We start from the raw sequence: 17834 nt of genomic DNA on the forward strand, positions 1-17834 counted from the left end.
GTCCTCAAACTCCCCCAGCTACCGCTGGGAGGTGCCCCCAACGGGCTGAAATCAGCCCGTCCGGCGTTTGAGGACAGGGGGTCTGGGGGCTTGCCCCCAGTTTCGGGAAGGGGCGGGGCTGGGGAAAAAGCCCGCCGCAGGCGAAAGCAACCCGCACCCTCAAGCCGGCCGCGCCGCCCCGGCGAACGGCATTTCCGACACAGGAGCCAACCGCACCGGCGCCCCCGGATGCGGAGCGTGGATCATCTGGCCGTCACCCACGTAGATGCCGACATGGCTGACGCCGGAGTAGAAGAACACCAGATCCCCGGGCACCAGCTGACTCCGCGCGACGCGCCTTCCGGCGTTGATCTGGGTGTAGGTCGTCCGCGGCAGTGACACCCCGGCCGCCTGCCAGGCGGCCTGCGTCAGGCCGGAGCAGTCGTACGCCGACGGGCCGGTGGCCCCCCAGACGTACGGCTTGCCGAGTGCGGCGTACGCGAAGGCCACGGCCTTCGCGGCGCGCTCGGTGGGGGCCTGGGCGCCGCCCTGGGCCACGGCGTGGACCGTGCGGGCCGCGGTGGGCACGACGGCCGCCACGCCGTGCACGGGGGCGGAGGTGATGTCGCCCTGCTCGACGGCCGCGCGGGCCGGGGCGGGCATCTGGTCCAGCAGCTGCTGGGCGTCGTTCAGCTTCGTCTCGATGGCCTGCTTGTCGCGGGCGAGCGACGACTGCTGGCGCTTGAGCTCGGCGAGTCGGCCGTCGGCGGTGGTCCGCACCTGCTGGACGTCCCGCAGCTCGTGCCGGAAGCGGTCGACGGCGACGGCCTCGCGGCTGCCGGCCTGGTCGGCGAGGGAGGCCCGGTCCAGATACTGGCCGGGCGTGGAGGACAGCAGGAGCTGCACACTCGTGGGGATGCTGCCGTCGCGGTACTGCGCGGTGGCCACGGACCCCAGCGCGTCGCGGGCGGCGTTGAGCTTCTGGGTCTTGCGGGCGGCCTCGTCCTGGAGGCCGCCGAGGGCCGTCTCGGCGGCGCGGGCCTTCTCCTTGGCCCCGTTGTAGCGCTCGGTGGCGACCTCGGCCTGCTGGTAGAAGCGGTCGACCTGCTCCCGCAGCTGGGCGGTGGTCGGGCGGGGCGCGGCATGGCCGGTGCCGTCGAGGACGGTGGCGGTGGCCGCGCCCGCCAGGGCCAGGGTGGCCGCGGTCCGCACGGTGTTGCTGGCGAGCGGGTGCTGCTTGGGCTTTCGGTGCGATGCCACGTCGGCCGTCACTTCCTTCTTCCACACCGGCTGGTGGTGCTGGTGGTGCGGTTCGCGCTGGTGGTGCTGGCTTGTCCCTGTCCTGCCGTACGGCTCGTGCCGGTCGTACCGGTCGTACCGGCCTTACGGCGCGGACGGCGGCGGCCCGCGGGAGGGAGAGAACGCGGACCGCCGCTGTCTGGGGCAGGACGCTAAACCGAGGGGTCACGCCCGAGAACGCACATGACCGCTACTGGCGTGAATCGGCCATGATGCGACTGCTGTTGAGCGAGCGGAACGCGTGAGTACGGATGGATATATGCCGTGCGTGATCGAAGTGGCGATTGAGCCTTACCTCACTGTCGGGGGGTGCTATGGCCCCGGCTAGGGTCGGCGTCATGGACGTACTCATTCACGCCGTCGTCGGCCTCCACATCATCGGCATCGCCGCTCTGCTCGGCGGCTTCATGACCCAGCTGAAGGTCATGGGCAAGGGCGAGGCGCGCATGGTCCCGGCGATGCTGCACGGGGCCCTGACGATGCTGGTCACCGGCATGGCGCTGGTCGGCCTGAACCAGGCCCAGGGCTACACCCTGGACACCTTCAAGATCGGCGTGAAGCTCGCGTTCCTGATCGTGATCCTCGGGCTGGTCTACGTGAAGCGGGACGACGAGAAGGTCGAGGCGGCCGCCTTCGGCACGGTCGGCGGGCTGACCGTGGCCAACATCTTCATCGCGCTGCTCTGGACGTAGCTCCCCTGGCCCCGCGGACCCCTGGCCCCGCACGGATCATGGCCGATTCGCGGGGTGCCCGGGGAAGTGGGACCGGCTGTCAGTGGGGCGGCCTAGACTCGGGAGGCGATGAGCAGCCTCTTTGACGACAGCTTCCTGGCGGATCTCGGCCCCAGCGGCGAGGAGCCCCCGCCGCCCCCGGAGGACGCGGCCCCGGAGCCGGTGCCGCACGACCTCTTCGGGGGCGCTTTCGACGCGCCCGTGCCCCGCGAGGCGTATTACCGCGACGGCGCGGCCCGGCCCGCCGTCGACCCCGCCGCGCTGCTGGAGGGGATGAACGACCAGCAGCGCGCCGCCGTCGTGCACACGGGCTCCCCGCTGCTGATCGTCGCGGGCGCCGGGTCCGGCAAGACGCGCGTGCTCACCCACCGCATCGCCCACCTGCTGGGCGCCCGCCACGTCCACCCCGGCCAGATCCTCGCGATCACCTTCACCAACAAGGCCGCGGGCGAGATGAAGGAGCGCGTCGAGGAGCTCGTCGGCCCGCGCGCCCACGCGATGTGGGTGATGACCTTCCACAGCGCCTGTGTGCGGATCCTGCGCCGCGAGAGCAAGAAGCTCGGCTTCACCTCGTCCTTCTCGATCTACGACGCGGCCGACTCCAAGCGGCTGATGGCGCTCGTCTGCCGGGACCTCGACCTCGACCCGAAGAAGTTCCCGCCGAAGTCGTTCAGCGCGAAGATCTCCAACCTCAAGAACGAGCTCATCGACGAGGAGACCTTCGCCGGGCAGGCGGCCGACGGATTCGAGAAGACGCTGGCGCAGGCGTACGCGATGTACCAGTCGCGGCTGCGCGAGGCCAACGCGCTCGACTTCGACGACATCATCATGACCACGGTCCACCTGCTCCAGGCGTTCCCGGACGTGGCCGACCACTACCGCCGCCGCTTCCGGCACGTGCTGGTCGACGAGTACCAGGACACCAACCACGCGCAGTACACGCTGGTGCGCGAGCTGGTCGGCACCCCGGACAACGCCCCCGAGGACGGCGTCGCCGAGCTGTGCGTCGTCGGTGACGCCGACCAGTCGATCTACGCCTTCCGCGGTGCCACGATCCGCAACATCCTCCAGTTCGAGGAGGACTATCCGGACGCCACCACGATCCTGCTGGAGCAGAACTACCGCTCCACGCAGACGATCCTCAGCGCCGCCAACGCCGTGATCGAGCGGAACCAGAACCGCCGCCCGAAGAACCTGTGGACCGAGGCCGGGGCGGGCGCGTCCATCACCGGCTATGTGGCCGACACCGAGCACGACGAGGCGCAGTTCGTCGCCGACGAGATCGACCGGCTGACGGACGCCGGCGACGCCAAGGCCGGTGACGTCGCGATCTTCTACCGCACCAACGCCCAGTCGCGTGTCTTCGAAGAGATCTTCATCCGCGTCGGCCTGCCCTACAAGGTCGTCGGCGGCGTGCGGTTCTACGAGCGCAAGGAGGTCCGCGACGTCCTCGCGTATCTGCGGGTGCTCGCCAACCCCGAGGACACAGTGCCGCTGCGGCGCATCCTCAACGTCCCCAAGCGCGGCATCGGCGAGCGCGCCGAGGCGATGATCGACGCGCTGTCCCTCCGCGAGAAGATCAGCTTCGCGCAGGCGCTGCGGCGTGTGGACGAGGCGTACGGCATGGCCGCGCGCTCGGCGAACGCGGTCAACCGCTTCAACGTCCTGATGGAGGAGCTGCGCACCGTCGTCGAGTCGGGGGCCGGGCCCGCGACCGTGCTGGAGGCGGTGCTGGAGCGCACGGGCTATCTCGCCGAGCTCCAGGCGTCCACCGACCCGCAGGACGAGACCCGCATCGAGAACCTCCAGGAACTGGCGGCCGTCGCCCTGGAATTCGAGCAGGAGCGGGAGGGTGAGGAGGACCAGGGCACGCTGGCGGAGTTCCTGGAGAAGGTCGCGCTCGTCGCGGACTCCGACCAGATCCCCGACGAGGACACCGAGGGCACCGGTGTCATCACGCTGATGACCCTGCACACCGCGAAGGGCCTGGAGTTCCCCGTCGTCTTCCTCACCGGCCTGGAGGACGGCGTCTTCCCGCACATGCGCGCCCTCGGCCAGACGAAGGAGCTGGAGGAGGAGCGGCGGCTCGCCTACGTGGGCATCACCCGTGCGCGCGAGCGGCTGTATCTGACCCGGGCGAGCATGCGCAGCGCCTGGGGCCAGCCCTCGTACAACCCGCCGTCGCGGTTCCTGGAGGAGATCCCCGAGCAGTATCTCCAGTGGCGCCGCACGGGGCCCGCGACGCCGTCCGCGTCGATGGGCGCGGTCTCGGGGCTCACGCCCGGTTTCTCGTCCTCGCGCGGCAGCACGAAGGCGGGCCCGAGCGGCTTCGCGACCCGGCGCGCGAAGGAGAAGCCGGTCGTGGCACTTGCCGTCGGCGACCGCGTCACGCACGACTCCTTCGGCCTGGGAACGGTCGTCGGGGTCAAGGGCAGCGGTGACAACGCGGAGGCGACGGTCGACTTCGGCTCGGAGAAGCCGAAGCGGTTGCTTTTGCGGTACGCGCCGGTGGAGAAGCTTTAGCCCTGCGGGGCGTCGCGGTTGGGGTTCTGGCTGTTGCCGGGTGCGGGTCTTTTCCGCCTGCGGCGGGAGCGCCCTGCGGGCGCGTCCTCAAACTCCCCCAGCCACCTCCCCCAGACTCCGTCCGGGGGTGCCCCCAGAGGTGCCCCCAACGGGCTGAATGTGCTGGTTACGGTCCGCACCATTCAGCCCGTCCGGCGCTTGAGGACAGCGCGCGAAGCGTGCTTCGGGGGTCTGGGGACTTGCCCCCCACGCGGCGGAGCCGCACATCAGACGCAGCCGGGAAGGGGCGGGGCTGGGGAACAAAGCCCGCCGCAGGCGCACGCGGCCCTACGACGGGTCCAGGTCGTGCGACCTCAGCCACGGCAGGGGATCGACCGCCGCCCCCCCCGGCCTGACCTCGAAGTGGAGGTGCGGCCCCGTGGAGTTGCCGGAGTTGCCCGAATAGGCGATGACGTCACCGGCCTTGACCTGCCCGGACCGCAGCTTCGTGCTGCTGAGGTGGCAGTACCAGGTCTCGGTCCCGTCGGGCGACGTCACTATGGCCATGTTGCCGTAGGCGACGTTGTACTGCGTGCGGACCGTGCCGTCGGTCGCGGCCATGACCGGCGTCCCGTAACTGACGGGGAAGTCGATGCCGGTGTGCACGGACATCCAGTTGGCACCCGCCTGCCCGAAGTACGCGCTCAGGCCGTGCTGGGTGACGGGGAGCGCGAATTTGGGGCGCTCGGCCTCTTTGCGCGCCGCTTCCTCCGCCTTGCGCTTCTTCTCCTCCTCCTGGCGCGCCTTGAGGTCGAGGCGTTCCTGGGTGCGGGTGGCGCGGGTGGCGAAGTCGTCGGCGCCCCGGCTGAGGCCGGCGAGCTGGGTGTCCAGCTTGCTGTTGGCGATCGAGGGGACGGCCGCGGCGTTCGGAGCGGCGGCGGCCTGGGTCTGTTTCGCGTCGCCCTTGCCGCCGGAGACGGAGGCGGCGGCGATGCCCGCGACGCCCATGACCGCGACCGACGGCACGGCGACCGTCAACAGGGCCTTGCGGCCGGGCCGGTAGCCGGTGCGGGAGGGGGCTCCCTTGCGGCGGCTGCGGCTCTGCGCCGGGACGCCCGGTGCCGTCGGCGGGTCCTGCCCGTCCTCGGGCTCCGGCTGGTCGATCACCGACATGGTCCGGGTCTCGGCGTCGGCGACGTACTGGGCGCCGGGCGAGGGAGCGGGTCCCAGGTCGGCGCCGGAGAGGTCGACCATGAGGGTGGGGGTGCGCTGCGCCTCGGGCGCCTCGGCGCTCGCGTACGCGCTGGTGTCCCAGGTCTGCGTCTGCTGTGCGCTGACGTCGCCCCAGCCGGCGTCCTGCTGCTGCCCCCAGCCGGCGGCGGGCGCTCCGGTGGTGTCCCAGCTCTGGGCGTGGACGGAGGTGTCGGTGTTCCAGCCGCCGTCGGCGGGCTGTCCCCAGCCGGATCCGGCGGAGGTGTCGTACGGCCCGGCCGTGTTCCAGGAGCCGGTGTCCGTGGCCGGGACGCCGCCCGGGTGGCCCCAGCCGGAGGTGTCCCACTGGCCGGTCTGCCCGGTGTCGTAGCCGGTGAACTCCCAGGTCTGGGTCTGTCCGGTGGCGCCCTGGTCCCAGCCGCCGTCGGCGAACTGGCTCCAGCCCGAGGTGTTGCCGCCCCAGGAGGCGTCGGGGGAGTGGCCCCAGCCGGAGGTGTCCCACTGGCCGGAGTCCTGGCCTTCGTAGCCGGGGTAGCCGTGCGGGGTGCCCTGCTGCTCGTACGACGTGTAGTGCCCGTAGGAGATGTCCTGAGCGGGACCGGCCGGGCTTGAGCCCGCCGACGGGTGACGGTCGTTCACCACCACTTCTCTTTCGCCTCGGGAGCAGGAGAATTAGCGGCGACTGTACCCGGCGGTTCAGGATGGCGACAATCTTCGTCACGTTTCAGGCGGCCCTGGGGCGGGCATTTGGCCGCCTTTCGGTGGACTGAACCCCCGGAAACCGATTTGACGTTCGAAGGTTGTTCGGTTTTTTGGCGAGTGGAATCGAGTTCTGTCCCCTCAAGGGTGAACGAACGGGGGCGTGCGGCGCCTTACGGGGCAGGCCGTGGATCAGGCGACCGACGCCGCGCCGGATGCCTCAGCTGCGGTTTCCTCCGCGGTCAGGGCCTGACGGATGCCTGCGGCCACCGCCCAGTGCACCGGCAGCGCGAGATGGCCGACGCCGGTCACACGGACATTGCGGGTGATCAGATCCGGGTGATCGATCCGCGCCGTCTCGACCGGCACCATTATCTGGTCCAAGTCGCTCCAGAAGCTGATGAAATGCGTTCGGCAATCCGGGGCGGGAGCGGCGAGTTCGGCTATGACATCCGAACCCGGGCGCATCTGCCGGACGAGAGGGTGCGCGGACATCAAAGGCGCGACGCGGGTGCCCCCGTGCGGGGTGCCGAGCGTGACCAGCGTCCTCACCCGGGCGTCCCCGCCCAGCCGTTGGACGTAATAGCGTGCGATCAGCCCGCCGAGGCTGTGGCCCACCACGTCGATCTCCGCCCGGCCCGTCCGCGCGCAGAACTCCTCCACGTGCCGGGCCAGTAACTCGGCCGCGGACCGGGCGTCGCAGGTCAGCGGGGAGTAATTCAGGGACTCGATCTGCTGCCAGCCGTGTCTGCGGAGGGAGCGGCGCAGCAGGACGAAGACGGAGCGGTTGTCGATGAAACCGTGGAGGAGAAGCACGGGCGGGTGGGACGCGTGTTCTGTTTCCTGTTCCGTTCCGCCTTTTGTTCCCGATTCCGATTCGGCTTCGGGCGTGTCGTTGCGCCCTGTGGGTGGCGGGGGCAGCGGCGGCGGACGGTGCTCCTGTGTCATGCCGGTGGGATAGAGCAGCGCGTGGCCCGTGAGGATCGCCAGCTCCAGCAGCGTGGACCGGACGAGCAGCGCCGAGGGGCGCAACAGGGCGGAGAAGAGGGTGATCAAACGCAGGGCCGCCATGGCCGACCTCCTGAACGGCACACAGAAGGCGGCTCTCTCCCCCCGTGCGCATTCACGGGCAGCTGTGCGCCGCAGGCCGCACCACTGTGCCGCGCGGCTGTCGGCACAGTGCTGCGGCGAGCTCGCCGCGGCTCCCCTCGCGACCGCCCGCGGTCCCGCTGCTCCGGTGACACGGGAGGCTCCCGGACCCCCGGGATGCGGAAGCGGAAGGGCGGTGCGTAGCGAACGTGTTGTCCCACGTGTGATTTCCCCCTCCCTCTCCACCGCGAAACGGCCGGGTGCGGGATGCTGGCGATAACGTTCGTTCACATCCCCGCCCCCCAGGGCGCGGGGCATCCTCTCGGCCGGTCGCCGGCGTCGTGCTTGTCGTACTTGGAGGCAGTGATGGGAGTGACCGGTCCGATCCGCGTAGTGGTGGCCAAGCCGGGGCTCGACGGTCACGACCGCGGGGCCAAGGTCATCGCCCGGGCGTTGCGCGACGCGGGCATGGAGGTCATCTACACCGGCCTGCACCAGACACCGGAGCAGATCGTGGACACCGCGATCCAGGAGGACGCCGACGCGATCGGCCTGTCCATCCTCTCCGGCGCGCACAACACGCTCTTCGCCAAGGTCATCGAGCTGCTGCGGGAGCGCGACGCGGAGGACATCAAGGTCTTCGGCGGCGGCATCATCCCCGAGGCGGACATCGCCCCGCTCAAGGAGCAGGGAGTGGCCGCGATCTTCACCCCGGGCGCGACGACGGCGTCGATCGTGGAGTGGGTCAACGAGAACGTACGAGGGGCGGCGTAGCCGACCGGGCACGGCGGCGGGCCGGTTCGCGCACCTGCGACTGCGGCCCGCTGCCTGAGCCCGCGCCGTCTCAGCCTGCGCCGTCTCGGTTCGCGCCACCGCCCCAGCTCGCGCTGCCTGAGCCCGAGTCACCGCCCCAGCTCGCGCCGTCTCAGTCCGCGCCGCCGTCCGAGCCCGTGCCGTCTCAGCTCGTGCTGCCTCAGTCCGCGCCGCCGTACCCCGCGTCACCGTCTCAGCTCGCGCCCTCTCAGCCCACGCCACCGCCTCAGCCCGCCAACTCCGCGGCCATCACCGCGCGCAGGCGCAACGTGCCGACGAGCCGCCGGAACGCCTCCGCCCAATAGCCGGCCGCACCGTCGGACGTGGAGAGCGGCTCGTCGGGCAGCGCCGTGAGCTCCTCCAGCCGGTCCGCCTGCGCCGGGTCCAGGCAGCGCTCGGCCAGGCCCATCACGCCGCTGAAGCTCCAGGGGTAGCCGCCCGCGTCGCGTGCGGCGTCGAGCGCGTCGACCAGGGCTGTGCCCAGCGGCCGTGCCCACGGCACCTCGCACACGCCCAGCAGCCGGAACGCCTCCGACAGCCCGTGCGCCGCGACGAACCGCGCCACCCACTCGGCCCGTTCCTCCGGGGGCAGGGCGGAGAGCAGCTTCGCCGGGTCCCGCCAGGGCGAGCCCTCCGGGGGCGCCGTCGGCGGGCCGAGCAGGACCCGTGACCACTCCGCGTCCCGCTGCCGGACGGCGGCCCGGCACCAGGCCGCGTGCAGTTCCGGCTGCCAGCCGTCGGTGACCGGGAGGGCTACGATCTCCTCGGCCCCACGGCCCGCGAACCGCTCGCGCCACGTGGCCAGCGGGGCCGCCTTCACCACCTGGCTCAGCCACCACGACCGCTCGCCGCGGCCGGGCGGCGGCTTGGCGGCGACGCCGTCCCGCTGCATGCCCCTGTCGCACTCGTGCGGCGCCTCGACCGCTATCCGGGCGGCACCGCCCGCGCGCTCCAGGGCCACGCACGTGCGCGCCCGCTCCGCCATCCGCCGGGCGAGCGCGGAGTGGGGGACAGCCGCCAGCAGTTCGGCCGCCGTGGCGCGGACGTTGCCGCTCCGGTCGGTCAGTGCCTGCTCAAGGAAGGGCTCGTCGGCCGGGGCGAGCCCTTCGCGCAGCGAGTCCAGGAACATCAGCCGGTCCTCCGCCCGCTCCGTCCGCCAGGTCTCCGACAGCAACTCCCGGGCCGCCGCCGGGTCGCGGCGCCGTGCGGAGGCCAGCAGCGCCACCCGCTCGGCGAACAGACCCTCCTCCCACACCTTCCGGGCCTCGGGGGTGCCGGCCACGGCGTGGCTCCGCGCTGTGGCCGGTCCCGCGCGGAGCGCGTACTTCCACTGAGGGTTGAGCCCGGCCAGCCACCGCGCCCGGGATCCGCCGAACGCGAGCGCCGCGGGCCGGAGATCCGTACGGGCGCGGGCCGCTTCCAGTAGTGCGGGCAGCAGGTCGGCGGGCGCTCGGTAGCCGTACCGGTCGGCGGCGGCCAGCCACTGCGGCAGCAGCTCCGTGAGATCCGGCGCGCCGATCCGCCGCCCCGCGCCGCTCCCGCCCGCGGAACGGTCGGCGAGCAGCAGGGCCAGCCGGCGCCGCGCCGCGGGCGGCAACGCGGGCCGGGGGTCCTCGGGCGCGGGCTCCGGCCGTGCGCGTGCGGTGGCGGGCACGAGCCCGGCGCGCCGTCGGACGGTGTGCAGGGCCGCGGCGTCCAGCAGGGCCATGGCGGCGTCCTGGCCGTCCCGCGGCCGCACGGGTGGTGTGCGCCGGTCGGTGCCGAGCAGGGCGGCGGAGACCAGCTCGTCCCAGGTGGTGTTCATGAGGTGCCCTTTCGCTGCCGGTTCGCTGCGCTCTGCCTGCGGTTGGTTGTCGGGTGCGGGATCGTTGCGGCCTGCGGCCGGGGCGCCCCCAGAGGTGCACCCAATGGGCTGGTTGTGGGGTCTCGCCGTTGTCGGGCAACGGGTCCGTTGCGCCTGCGGCGGGCGGCCTCAATCGCCGGCCGGGCTGATTTGGGCTCGTCCTCGTGGTCGGGTGCCGGGCTGTGCCACCCCTGCACGTTTCGGCCCTCCCCTTACCACTCACCTCCTCAGAGCTGCACCAGCTCAGGTGCCCACGTGGACAACGGCGTGAAGCCTTGGTGGCCGCATTCGCCGAAGACCGTGACCGGTCGGCCGCCGGACAGTGCGGTGAGCCGCCACAGGGCGGAGCGGTCCCGGTGGCGGGGGTCGACAGGGAGCGCCGAGTCGCCGTCGGCGTCCGCCAGTTGCCAGCCCGCCTCCGGGTCCGGTATCGGGACCACGGCGTCGAGGAGCACCGGCCAGCCGTCGAGCCACGGGTCGTCGCGCAGGGCCTCGCCGTACGCCTCCAGTGCTTGTCGGACGCCGCCGCCCGGCGGGGGAGCGGGGCTGGGCTCCGAGGCCGCGTACCGGGTGCCCAGGGCGGCGCGCAGCGGTCGCGCCGCCGGGTGATAGGCGAGGTCCGCGTCCAGGGAGAGCCCGGCGGGAAGCGACAACTCCGGTGCCCGGCCCGCCGCTCCGTACGAGAGGAGCAGCGCCGTCCGCCCCGTGTCACGGCCGCGGAGCCAGATCCGGCGGGTGATCAAGTGGCCGTCGTCGCCGTCCGACTGCGCCAGGACCAGCCAGTGGTCGCGGACGGGGACGGCGGAGGCGAGCACGGCCGTGGAATCCACCGCGGTGCCGACCCGCGTGCGCACCGTGGCGGCCAGGGGTTCGGGGAGGCGGTCGAGGTGCAGGAAGCCCTGGTTGAGCGTGTGCAGCAGGGCGCACTCCGCCAGCAGCCGGGACGCCCAGTCGCCACCGGAGACCCGAGCAGCCCCCAACTCCCGTACTCGCACGGCCAGTCCGGGGGCCTGTGCGTCGACCATGCGGGCCGCCGTTTCGTCCCACTGCCCGTACTCCGAGCCGTCGGCCGCGAGGCCGCCTCGCAGTAGATCGCCGAGCCGTTGCTCCAACTCCCGTGCTCCCGAGGTCATGCGCCGCGCCCGGCGCTCTGCTCTCCGCCGCGCCGCGTCCGTACTCGCGGGCGGGGCAGGCGGCGCTCCGGGCTCCGCTTGCCGCCGTCCGCGGTCCAGCCACTGCCCGGCCCAGCCCGGAGGCGGGCCTTCCGGGACCGATTCCCCGCCCGCCGACCACAGCAGCAACAGCCCGAGCGCGTGCTCGCACGGGAACTCGCCGCTCGGGCACGTGCAATGGGACGCGGGGCCGCCGGGGCCGTCGAGGTCCACGACCGTCCGGTACGGCGGGCCGCCGTCCTCGCACTCCCCCCACACCGCGCCCGCGCCCCGCGCCCCCGCGCCCGACCACCGGCCGGGCGCCGCGAGCCTGCCACCCGCCATACGTGATGGATCGTCAGGTGCTGGCGCGAGCACCCGGTCCTCCGTCCAGCGTTCCCCCTGCGGATTCATGCCGCAAACGCTACGACCCCCCACTGACAATCGCCCTGACCTGTGGTTTCCCGGCGCCGGGGCCGATTGTCAGTGGGGTGATGCAGGGTTGTTCACGTGACCCGGAACCGCACGACCGAGGGGGACTTGTGACCGTGCCCGGAATCGAGACCGAAGCGCTGCGCCCGCACGCCGAGGACGCCTTCGCGGGGGAGCTCAAGGCACTCGCGGCCTCCGACGACCGGCCCCGCCCCGCCCGCTGGCGGCTGTCGCCGTGGGCCGTCGCCACCTATCTGCTCGGCGGCACCCTGCCCGACGGCACGGTGATCACCCCCAAGTACGTGGGCCCGCGACGCGTCGTCGAGGTGGCCGTGACCACCCTCGCCACCGACCGCGCGCTCCTCCTGCTCGGCGTGCCCGGCACCGCCAAGACCTGGGTGTCCGAGCACCTGGCCGCCGCGGTCAGCGGCGATTCCACCCTGCTGGTGCAGGGCACGGCCGGCACCCCGGAGGAGGCCATCCGCTACGGCTGGAACTACGCCCGGCTCCTCGCCGAAGGCCCCAGCCGCGCCGCGCTCGTCCCCAGCCCCGTGATGCGCGCCATGGCCACCGGCGCGACCGCCCGCGTCGAGGAGCTCACCCGCATCCCCGCCGACGTGCAGGACACGCTCATCACCGCCCTGTCCGAAAAGACGCTGCCCATCCCCGAGTTGGGGGAGGAGGTGCAGGCGGTGCGCGGGTTCAACCTGATCGCCACCGCCAACGACCGCGACCGCGGGGTCAACGAGCTCTCCAGCGCCCTGCGCCGCCGCTTCAACACCGTCGTCCTGCCCCTGCCCGCCACCGCGGAGGCAGAGGTCGGCATCGTCGCCCAGCGCGTCGACCAGATCGGGCGCTCCCTCGACCTGCCCGCCGTCCCCGACGGCGCCGACGAGATCCGGCGCGTGGTCACCGTCTTCCGCGAGCTGCGCGACGGCGTCACCGCCGACGGCCGCACCAAGCTCAAATCCCCTTCGGGGCCGCTCTCGACGGCGGAGGCGATCTCCGTCGTCACCGGCGGACTCGCGCTCGCCGCCCACTTCGGTGACGGCGTGCTGCGCGCGGGCGACGTGGCCGCCGGGGTCGCGGGCGCCGTGGTCCGCGACCCGGCGGCCGACCGTCTGGTCTGGCAGGAGTATCTGGAGGCGGTCGTCCGCGAACGGGACGGCTGGAAGGACTTCTACCGCGCGTGCCGGGAGGCCGCCGTATGACCGGGACCGGCCCGGCCCTGCTGGGCGTCCGCCACCACGGCCCCGGCTCGGCGCGGGCCGTCGGGGCGGCACTCGACCGGTGCGGGCCGCGGGCCGTGCTGATCGAGGGGCCGCCCGAGGCCGGCCCGATCGTCCACCTCGCCGCCGACGAGGGCATGCGCCCGCCCGTCGCCCTCCTCGCCCACGCCGTCGACGACCCCGGGCGGTCCGTGTTCTGGCCGCTCGCGGCGTTCTCCCCGGAGTGGACCGCGATCCGCTGGGCCCTCGCCCACGGCGTGCCCGTACGCTTCATCGACCTGCCGGCGGCCCACACCCTCGCCCTGCGGGACCAGGCCCAACTGCCCGACGAAGCAAGCCGGAAGGGCCGTGCGGACCCGCTGGCCGCGCTCGCGGAGGCCGCCGGTCACGACGACCCCGAGCGGTGGTGGGAGGACGCCGTCGAGCACCGGAGCGGGCCCCGCGCGGACGACGCGCTCGCGCCGTTCCACGCCCTCGCCGAGGCGATGGCGGAGCTGCGGGCCGCCCACGGGGACGGCATCGGCCCGGACGCCGCGCGCGAAGCGCACATGCGGCTGCGGATCCGGGAGGCGCGGCGGGAGTTCGGCGACGCGTTCGCCGTGGTCTGCGGCGCGTGGCACGTACCGGCGCTCACGGAGAAGCGGACCGTCGCCGCGGACCGCGCGGAGCTCAAGGGGCTGCCCAAGGTCAAGGCCGAGCTCAGCTGGGTGCCCTGGACCCACCGGCGCCTCTCCCGCCACAGCGGTTACGGCGCGGGAATCGACTCGCCCGGCTGGTACGGCCATCTCTTCCACGCCCCCGACCGGCCCGTCGAGCGCTGGATGACCGAGGTCGCCCGGCTGCTGCGCGCCGAGGACCACCCCGTCTCCCCGGCCCACGTCATCGAGGCCGTACGGCTCGCCGACACCCTCGCCGCCCTGCGCGGCCGCCCGCTCGCCGGGCTCACCGAGACGCTCGACGCGGTCCGGTCCGTCATGTGCGACGGCTCCGACGTGCCCCTCGCCCTGGTGCGGGAGCGCCTCGTCATCGGCGACGACCTCGGCGAGGTGCCCGACGCCGCGCCCGCCACCCCCTTGCGGCGGGACCTGACCCGCCTTCAGCGCACCCTGCGGCTCAAGCCGGAGGCGGCCGCCCGGGACCGCGAGCTCGACCTGCGCGAGGACACCGACGCCGCCCGCAGCCGGCTCCTCCACCGCCTGCGGCTCCTCGGCGTCGACTGGGGCGAGCCGGTGCCCTCCCGCGGCGGCACGGGCACCTTCCGGGAGACCTGGCGGCTGCGCTGGGAGCCCGAGCTGTCCGTCCGGGTCGCCGAGGCGGGCGCGTGGGGCACCACCGTGGAGGCCGCCGCGACGGCGAAGGCCGGGTCCGAGGCGGCCGGCACCCCGGCCCTCGCCGGGCTCACGGCCCTCGCCGAGCGCTGCCTGCTCGCGGGGCTGCCCGACGCCCTCCCCACCGTGATGCGCGTCCTCGCCGACCGCGCGGCGCTCGACGCGGACGTCGCGCACCTGGCCTCGGCCCTGCCCGCGCTGGTCCGCTCGCTGCGGTACGGCGACGTGCGCCGCACCGACACCGCCGCCCTCGGCGAGGTGGCCGCGGGCCTCGCCGAGCGGGTCTTCGTCGGCCTGCCCGCCGCCTGCCACGGCCTGGACACGGACGCGGCGGCGGACATGCGCGGCCACTTGGACGCGGTGCACCACGCGGTCGGCCTGCTCGCCGGTGCGCAGACGCCACCCGCCGGCGTACGCGAGCGCTGGTCCGCGGTGCTGCGGCTGCTCGCCGGACGGGACGGCCTGCCCGGCGGGATCCGGGGGAGAGCCACACGACTCCTGCTGGACGAAGGCCACCTGACGGAGGACCGGGCCGCCCGGCTCATGGGGCTCGCGCTCTCGGGCACGGTCGCACCGGCGGAGGCGGCGGCGTGGATCGAGGGGTTCCTGGGCGAGGGCGACTCCGGCGGCATGCTGCTCGTCCACGACGAGCGGCTGCGCGCGCTGGTGGACGCGTGGCTCGTGTCCGTGCCCGGCCGCGAGTTCACGGGGGTGCTGCCCCTGCTGCGGCGTACGTTCTCCGCGTACGGGGCGGGAGTGCGGCGGACGCTGGGCGAGCTGCTCCGCCGGGGCGCCGTGGCCGCCCCGCGGGGCGTGCCGGGATTCGGCGCGGGGGTGGACGAGGAACGGGCGGCGGCGGTCGTGCCGGTGCTGCGCGTGCTGCTGGGGACGGACGGAGGGACGGCCACCGCACTCCTTCCGGAGGCGGGCCTCCCGGCGACGGACACCGGCCGGGCCGAGGCCCCGCCCCCGGCACCGCCGTCGTCCCCCGAGCGGCTCCGCCGCTGGCGGCTCGTGCTCGGGGACGCCGGCCGCGACAGCGGCCCCCCGCTCCGCGGCGCCGACGTCGCGCTGGACCGCACGCTCGACGCGCTCTACGGCGACGCGGGCGGGAGCGCGGGGCTCGGGTCGTCCGTGCCGTACGCCGCCCGCTGGCTGGGGGACATCCGTACGTACTTCCCGGCGTCCGTCGTCCAGGTGATGCAGCGTGATGCCATCGACCGGCTCGGGCTGGCCGCTCTGCTGCTGGAGCCGGAGATGCTGGAGGCCGTGGAGGCGGACGTACGGCTCGTCGGCACCCTGCTGTCGCTCGCCAAGGCCATGCCGGAGACGACGAAGGAGACCGCGCGGGCCGTCGTCCGCAAGGTCGTCCAGGAGCTGGAGAAGCGCCTGACGCCGCGGATCCGCACGGTGGTCGGCGGCGCCCTCGACCGGTCGGCCCGCGTGGAGCGCCCCCGGCACCGGGACATCGACTGGGACCGCACCATCCGGGCGAACCTCAGGAATTACCTGCCCGAGCACCGCACGGTCGTCCCGGAGCGGCTCGTCGGCCACGGGCGGGCGGCGCGGGCGGTGCGCAAGGAGGTGATCCTCTGCGTCGACCAGTCCGGTTCGATGGCGGCCTCGGTCGTCCACGCCGCCGTGTTCGGCGCCGTCCTCGCCTCCATACGGTCCCTCGACACCCGGCTCGTCGTCTTCGACACCGCGGTCGCCGACCTCACCGACCGGCTGGCCGACCCCGTCGACGTGCTCTTCGGCACCCAGCTCGGCGGCGGCACCGACATCAACCGGGCGCTCGCCTACTGCCAGTCACGCATCACCCGCCCGGCGGAGACCCTTGTCGTCCTCATCAGTGATCTCCATGAAGGTGGGATACGCCACGAAATGCTGAGGCGGGTCGCGGCGATGAAGGCGTCCGGAGTGGCGTTCGTGACGCTGCTCGCGCTGTCCGACGAGGGCGCCCCCGCCTACGACCGCGAGCACGCGGCGGCGCTCGCGGCCCTGGGCACGCCCGCATTCGCCTGCACCCCGGACCTCTTCCCCGAGGTGATGGCCGCCGCGCTGGAGAAGCGCCCGCTGCCCGTCCCCGAGCCCTGACGGGAGGGCCCGCCGGGTGCGATCAGTGAGCGATCCGTGTGCGATCTGTGAGGGTAATCACGGCCGGAGTGTGACCTGCGATTTAGGGACCTCCGTCCCTCGGGGATAACCTGCGAGACGGACATGCCGCGTCAACGGTGAACGTGTGCCGCCCTCGTAAAAGATCGCGTCGTCACGCTGGCCTGCGGCACGCCCGCGCAGACACTGAACCGCGATATCCATGGAAAAGGGACGGACGCGCGTGGACCTGTTCGAGTACCAGGCGAGGGACCTCTTCGCCAAGCACGGTGTACCGGTGCTGGCCGGTGAAGTCATCGACACGCCTGAGGCGGCGCGCGAGGCCACTGAGCGGCTGGGCGGCAAGTCGGTCGTCAAGGCTCAGGTGAAGGTCGGTGGCCGCGGCAAGGCCGGCGGCGTGAAGCTGGCCGCCACCCCGGACGAGGCCGTCGCCCGCGCGACGGACATCCTCGGCATGGACATCAAGGGCCACACGGTCCACAAGGTGATGATCGCCGAGACCGCTCCCGAGATCCTCGAGGAGTACTACGTCTCGTACCTCCTCGACCGCACCAACCGCACCTTCCTGGCCATGGCCTCGGTGCAGGGCGGCATGGACATCGAGGAGGTCGCGGAGAAGACCCCCGAGGCCCTCGCGAAGGTCCCGGTCGACTCCAACGAGGGTGTGACCATCGAGAAGGCCCGCGAGATCGTCGCCCAGGCGAAGTTCCCGGCCGAGGTCGCCGAGAAGGTCGCCGAGGTCATGGTGACCCTGTGGAAGACCTTCGTCGCCGAGGACGCGCTCCTCGTCGAGGTCAACCCGCTGGCCAAGGTCGCCAACGGCGACGTGCTGGCCCTCGACGGCAAGGTCTCGCTCGACGAGAACGCCGACTTCCGCCAGCCGGAGCACGAGGCGCTCGAGGACAAGGCCGCGGCCAACCCCCTCGAGGCGGCCGCCAAGGCCAAGGGCCTCAACTACGTCAAGCTCGACGGCCAGGTCGGCATCATCGGCAACGGCGCGGGTCTCGTCATGAGCACCCTGGACGTCGTCGCGTACGCCGGTGAGAAGCACGGCAACGTCAAGCCGGCCAACTTCCTCGACATCGGTGGCGGCGCCTCCGCCGAGGTCATGGCCAACGGTCTTGAGATCATCCTCGGCGACTCGGACGTCAAGTCCGTCTTCGTCAACGTCTTCGGTGGCATCACCGCGTGCGACGAGGTCGCCAAGGGCATCGTCCAGGCCCTGGAGCTGCTGAAGGCCAAGGGCGAGAACGTCACCAAGCCGCTCGTCGTCCGCCTCGACGGCAACAACGCCGAACTGGGTCGCAAGATCCTGTCCGACGCCAACCACCCGCTGGTGCAGCGCGTGGACACCATGGACGGCGCGGCCGACAAGGCCGCCGAGCTGGCTGCGAAGTAAGGGACGAGGACTC

11 protein-coding genes and 1 pseudogene are annotated in these 17834 nt (G+C 73.0%); 7 read left to right on the plus strand and 5 right to left on the minus strand.

Annotation, left to right across the window (positions count from 1 at the left end; all coding sequences use genetic code 11):
* Nucleotides 1-159: 159 nt before the first annotated feature.
* The gene (locus AB0435_RS29975; RefSeq protein WP_366006828.1) at nt 160-1239 is read right to left on the minus strand and encodes an NlpC/P60 family protein; all 1080 of its coding nucleotides are present in this window, start codon (nt 1237-1239) and stop codon (nt 160-162) included.
* Between the two features lie 377 nt (nt 1240-1616).
* Between AB0435_RS29975 and AB0435_RS29980 the strand changes: the two genes are divergently transcribed.
* A complete protein-coding gene (locus AB0435_RS29980) occupies nt 1617-1970 on the plus strand; it encodes a hypothetical protein (RefSeq protein ID WP_366006827.1) in 354 nt (117 codons plus the stop codon).
* Nucleotides 1971-2078: 108 nt separating this feature from the next.
* A complete protein-coding gene (gene pcrA / locus AB0435_RS29985; RefSeq protein ID WP_366006826.1) occupies nt 2079-4532 on the plus strand; it encodes a DNA helicase PcrA in 2454 nt (817 codons plus the stop codon).
* Nucleotides 4533-4859: 327 nt separating this feature from the next.
* Here pcrA and AB0435_RS29990 read toward each other — a convergent pair whose 3' ends face one another.
* Both AB0435_RS29990 and AB0435_RS29995 read right to left on the minus strand, forming a co-directional pair.
* Complete coding sequence (locus AB0435_RS29990; RefSeq protein WP_366006825.1) at nt 4860-6362, minus strand: peptidoglycan DD-metalloendopeptidase family protein; 1503 nt, start codon at nt 6360-6362, stop codon at nt 4860-4862.
* Nucleotides 6363-6614: 252 nt separating this feature from the next.
* Nucleotides 6615-7493 carry an alpha/beta fold hydrolase gene (locus AB0435_RS29995; protein ID WP_366006824.1) on the minus strand — a complete coding sequence of 293 codons (879 nt, stop codon included), beginning with the start codon at nt 7491-7493 and terminating at the stop codon, nt 6615-6617.
* 384 nt (nt 7494-7877) lie between these two features.
* On the opposite strand from AB0435_RS29995, the gene AB0435_RS30000 reads away from it, so the two are divergent.
* Nucleotides 7878-8285: a cobalamin B12-binding domain-containing protein gene (locus AB0435_RS30000; RefSeq protein WP_361533297.1), complete on the plus strand. Its 408-nt coding sequence runs from the start codon at nt 7878-7880 to the stop codon at nt 8283-8285.
* A gap of 265 nt (nt 8286-8550) precedes the next feature.
* Here the strand turns inward: AB0435_RS30000 and AB0435_RS30005 are convergent, their stop codons facing one another.
* Together AB0435_RS30005 and AB0435_RS30010 are read right to left on the minus strand one after the other, a co-directional pair.
* Nucleotides 8551-10128: a DUF5691 domain-containing protein gene (locus tag AB0435_RS30005; protein ID WP_366428393.1), complete on the minus strand. Its 1578-nt coding sequence runs from the start codon at nt 10126-10128 to the stop codon at nt 8551-8553.
* Nucleotides 10129-10394: 266 nt separating this feature from the next.
* Entirely contained in the window at nt 10395-11732 is a 1338-nt protein-coding gene (locus tag AB0435_RS30010) for an SWIM zinc finger family protein (protein ID WP_366428394.1), read from the minus strand.
* A 128-nt stretch (nt 11733-11860) separates the two neighbouring features.
* Between AB0435_RS30010 and AB0435_RS30015 the strand changes: the two genes are divergently transcribed.
* From AB0435_RS30015 to sucC, 4 genes and pseudogenes are all read left to right on the plus strand, one after another.
* Nucleotides 11861-12961, plus strand: coding sequence for an AAA family ATPase (locus AB0435_RS30015; protein ID WP_366428395.1), 1101 nt, complete (start codon nt 11861-11863; stop codon nt 12959-12961).
* Nucleotides 12958-15201, plus strand: a pseudogene (locus AB0435_RS30020) (DUF5682 family protein); the annotation flags it as partial. The gene AB0435_RS30015 and the pseudogene AB0435_RS30020, both read left to right, overlap by 4 nt.
* 426 nt (nt 15202-15627) lie before the next feature.
* A complete protein-coding gene (locus AB0435_RS30025) occupies nt 15628-16404 on the plus strand; it encodes a VWA domain-containing protein (RefSeq protein WP_366428401.1) in 777 nt (258 codons plus the stop codon).
* Nucleotides 16405-16645: 241 nt separating this feature from the next.
* Entirely contained in the window at nt 16646-17821 is a 1176-nt protein-coding gene (gene sucC / locus AB0435_RS30030) for an ADP-forming succinate--CoA ligase subunit beta (RefSeq protein WP_366006820.1), read from the plus strand.
* Nucleotides 17822-17834 lie beyond the last annotated feature (13 nt).

Source organism: Streptomyces sp. NPDC051173 (genome assembly GCF_040689515.1).
Taxonomy (GTDB): Bacteria; Actinomycetota; Actinomycetes; order Streptomycetales; family Streptomycetaceae; genus Streptomyces.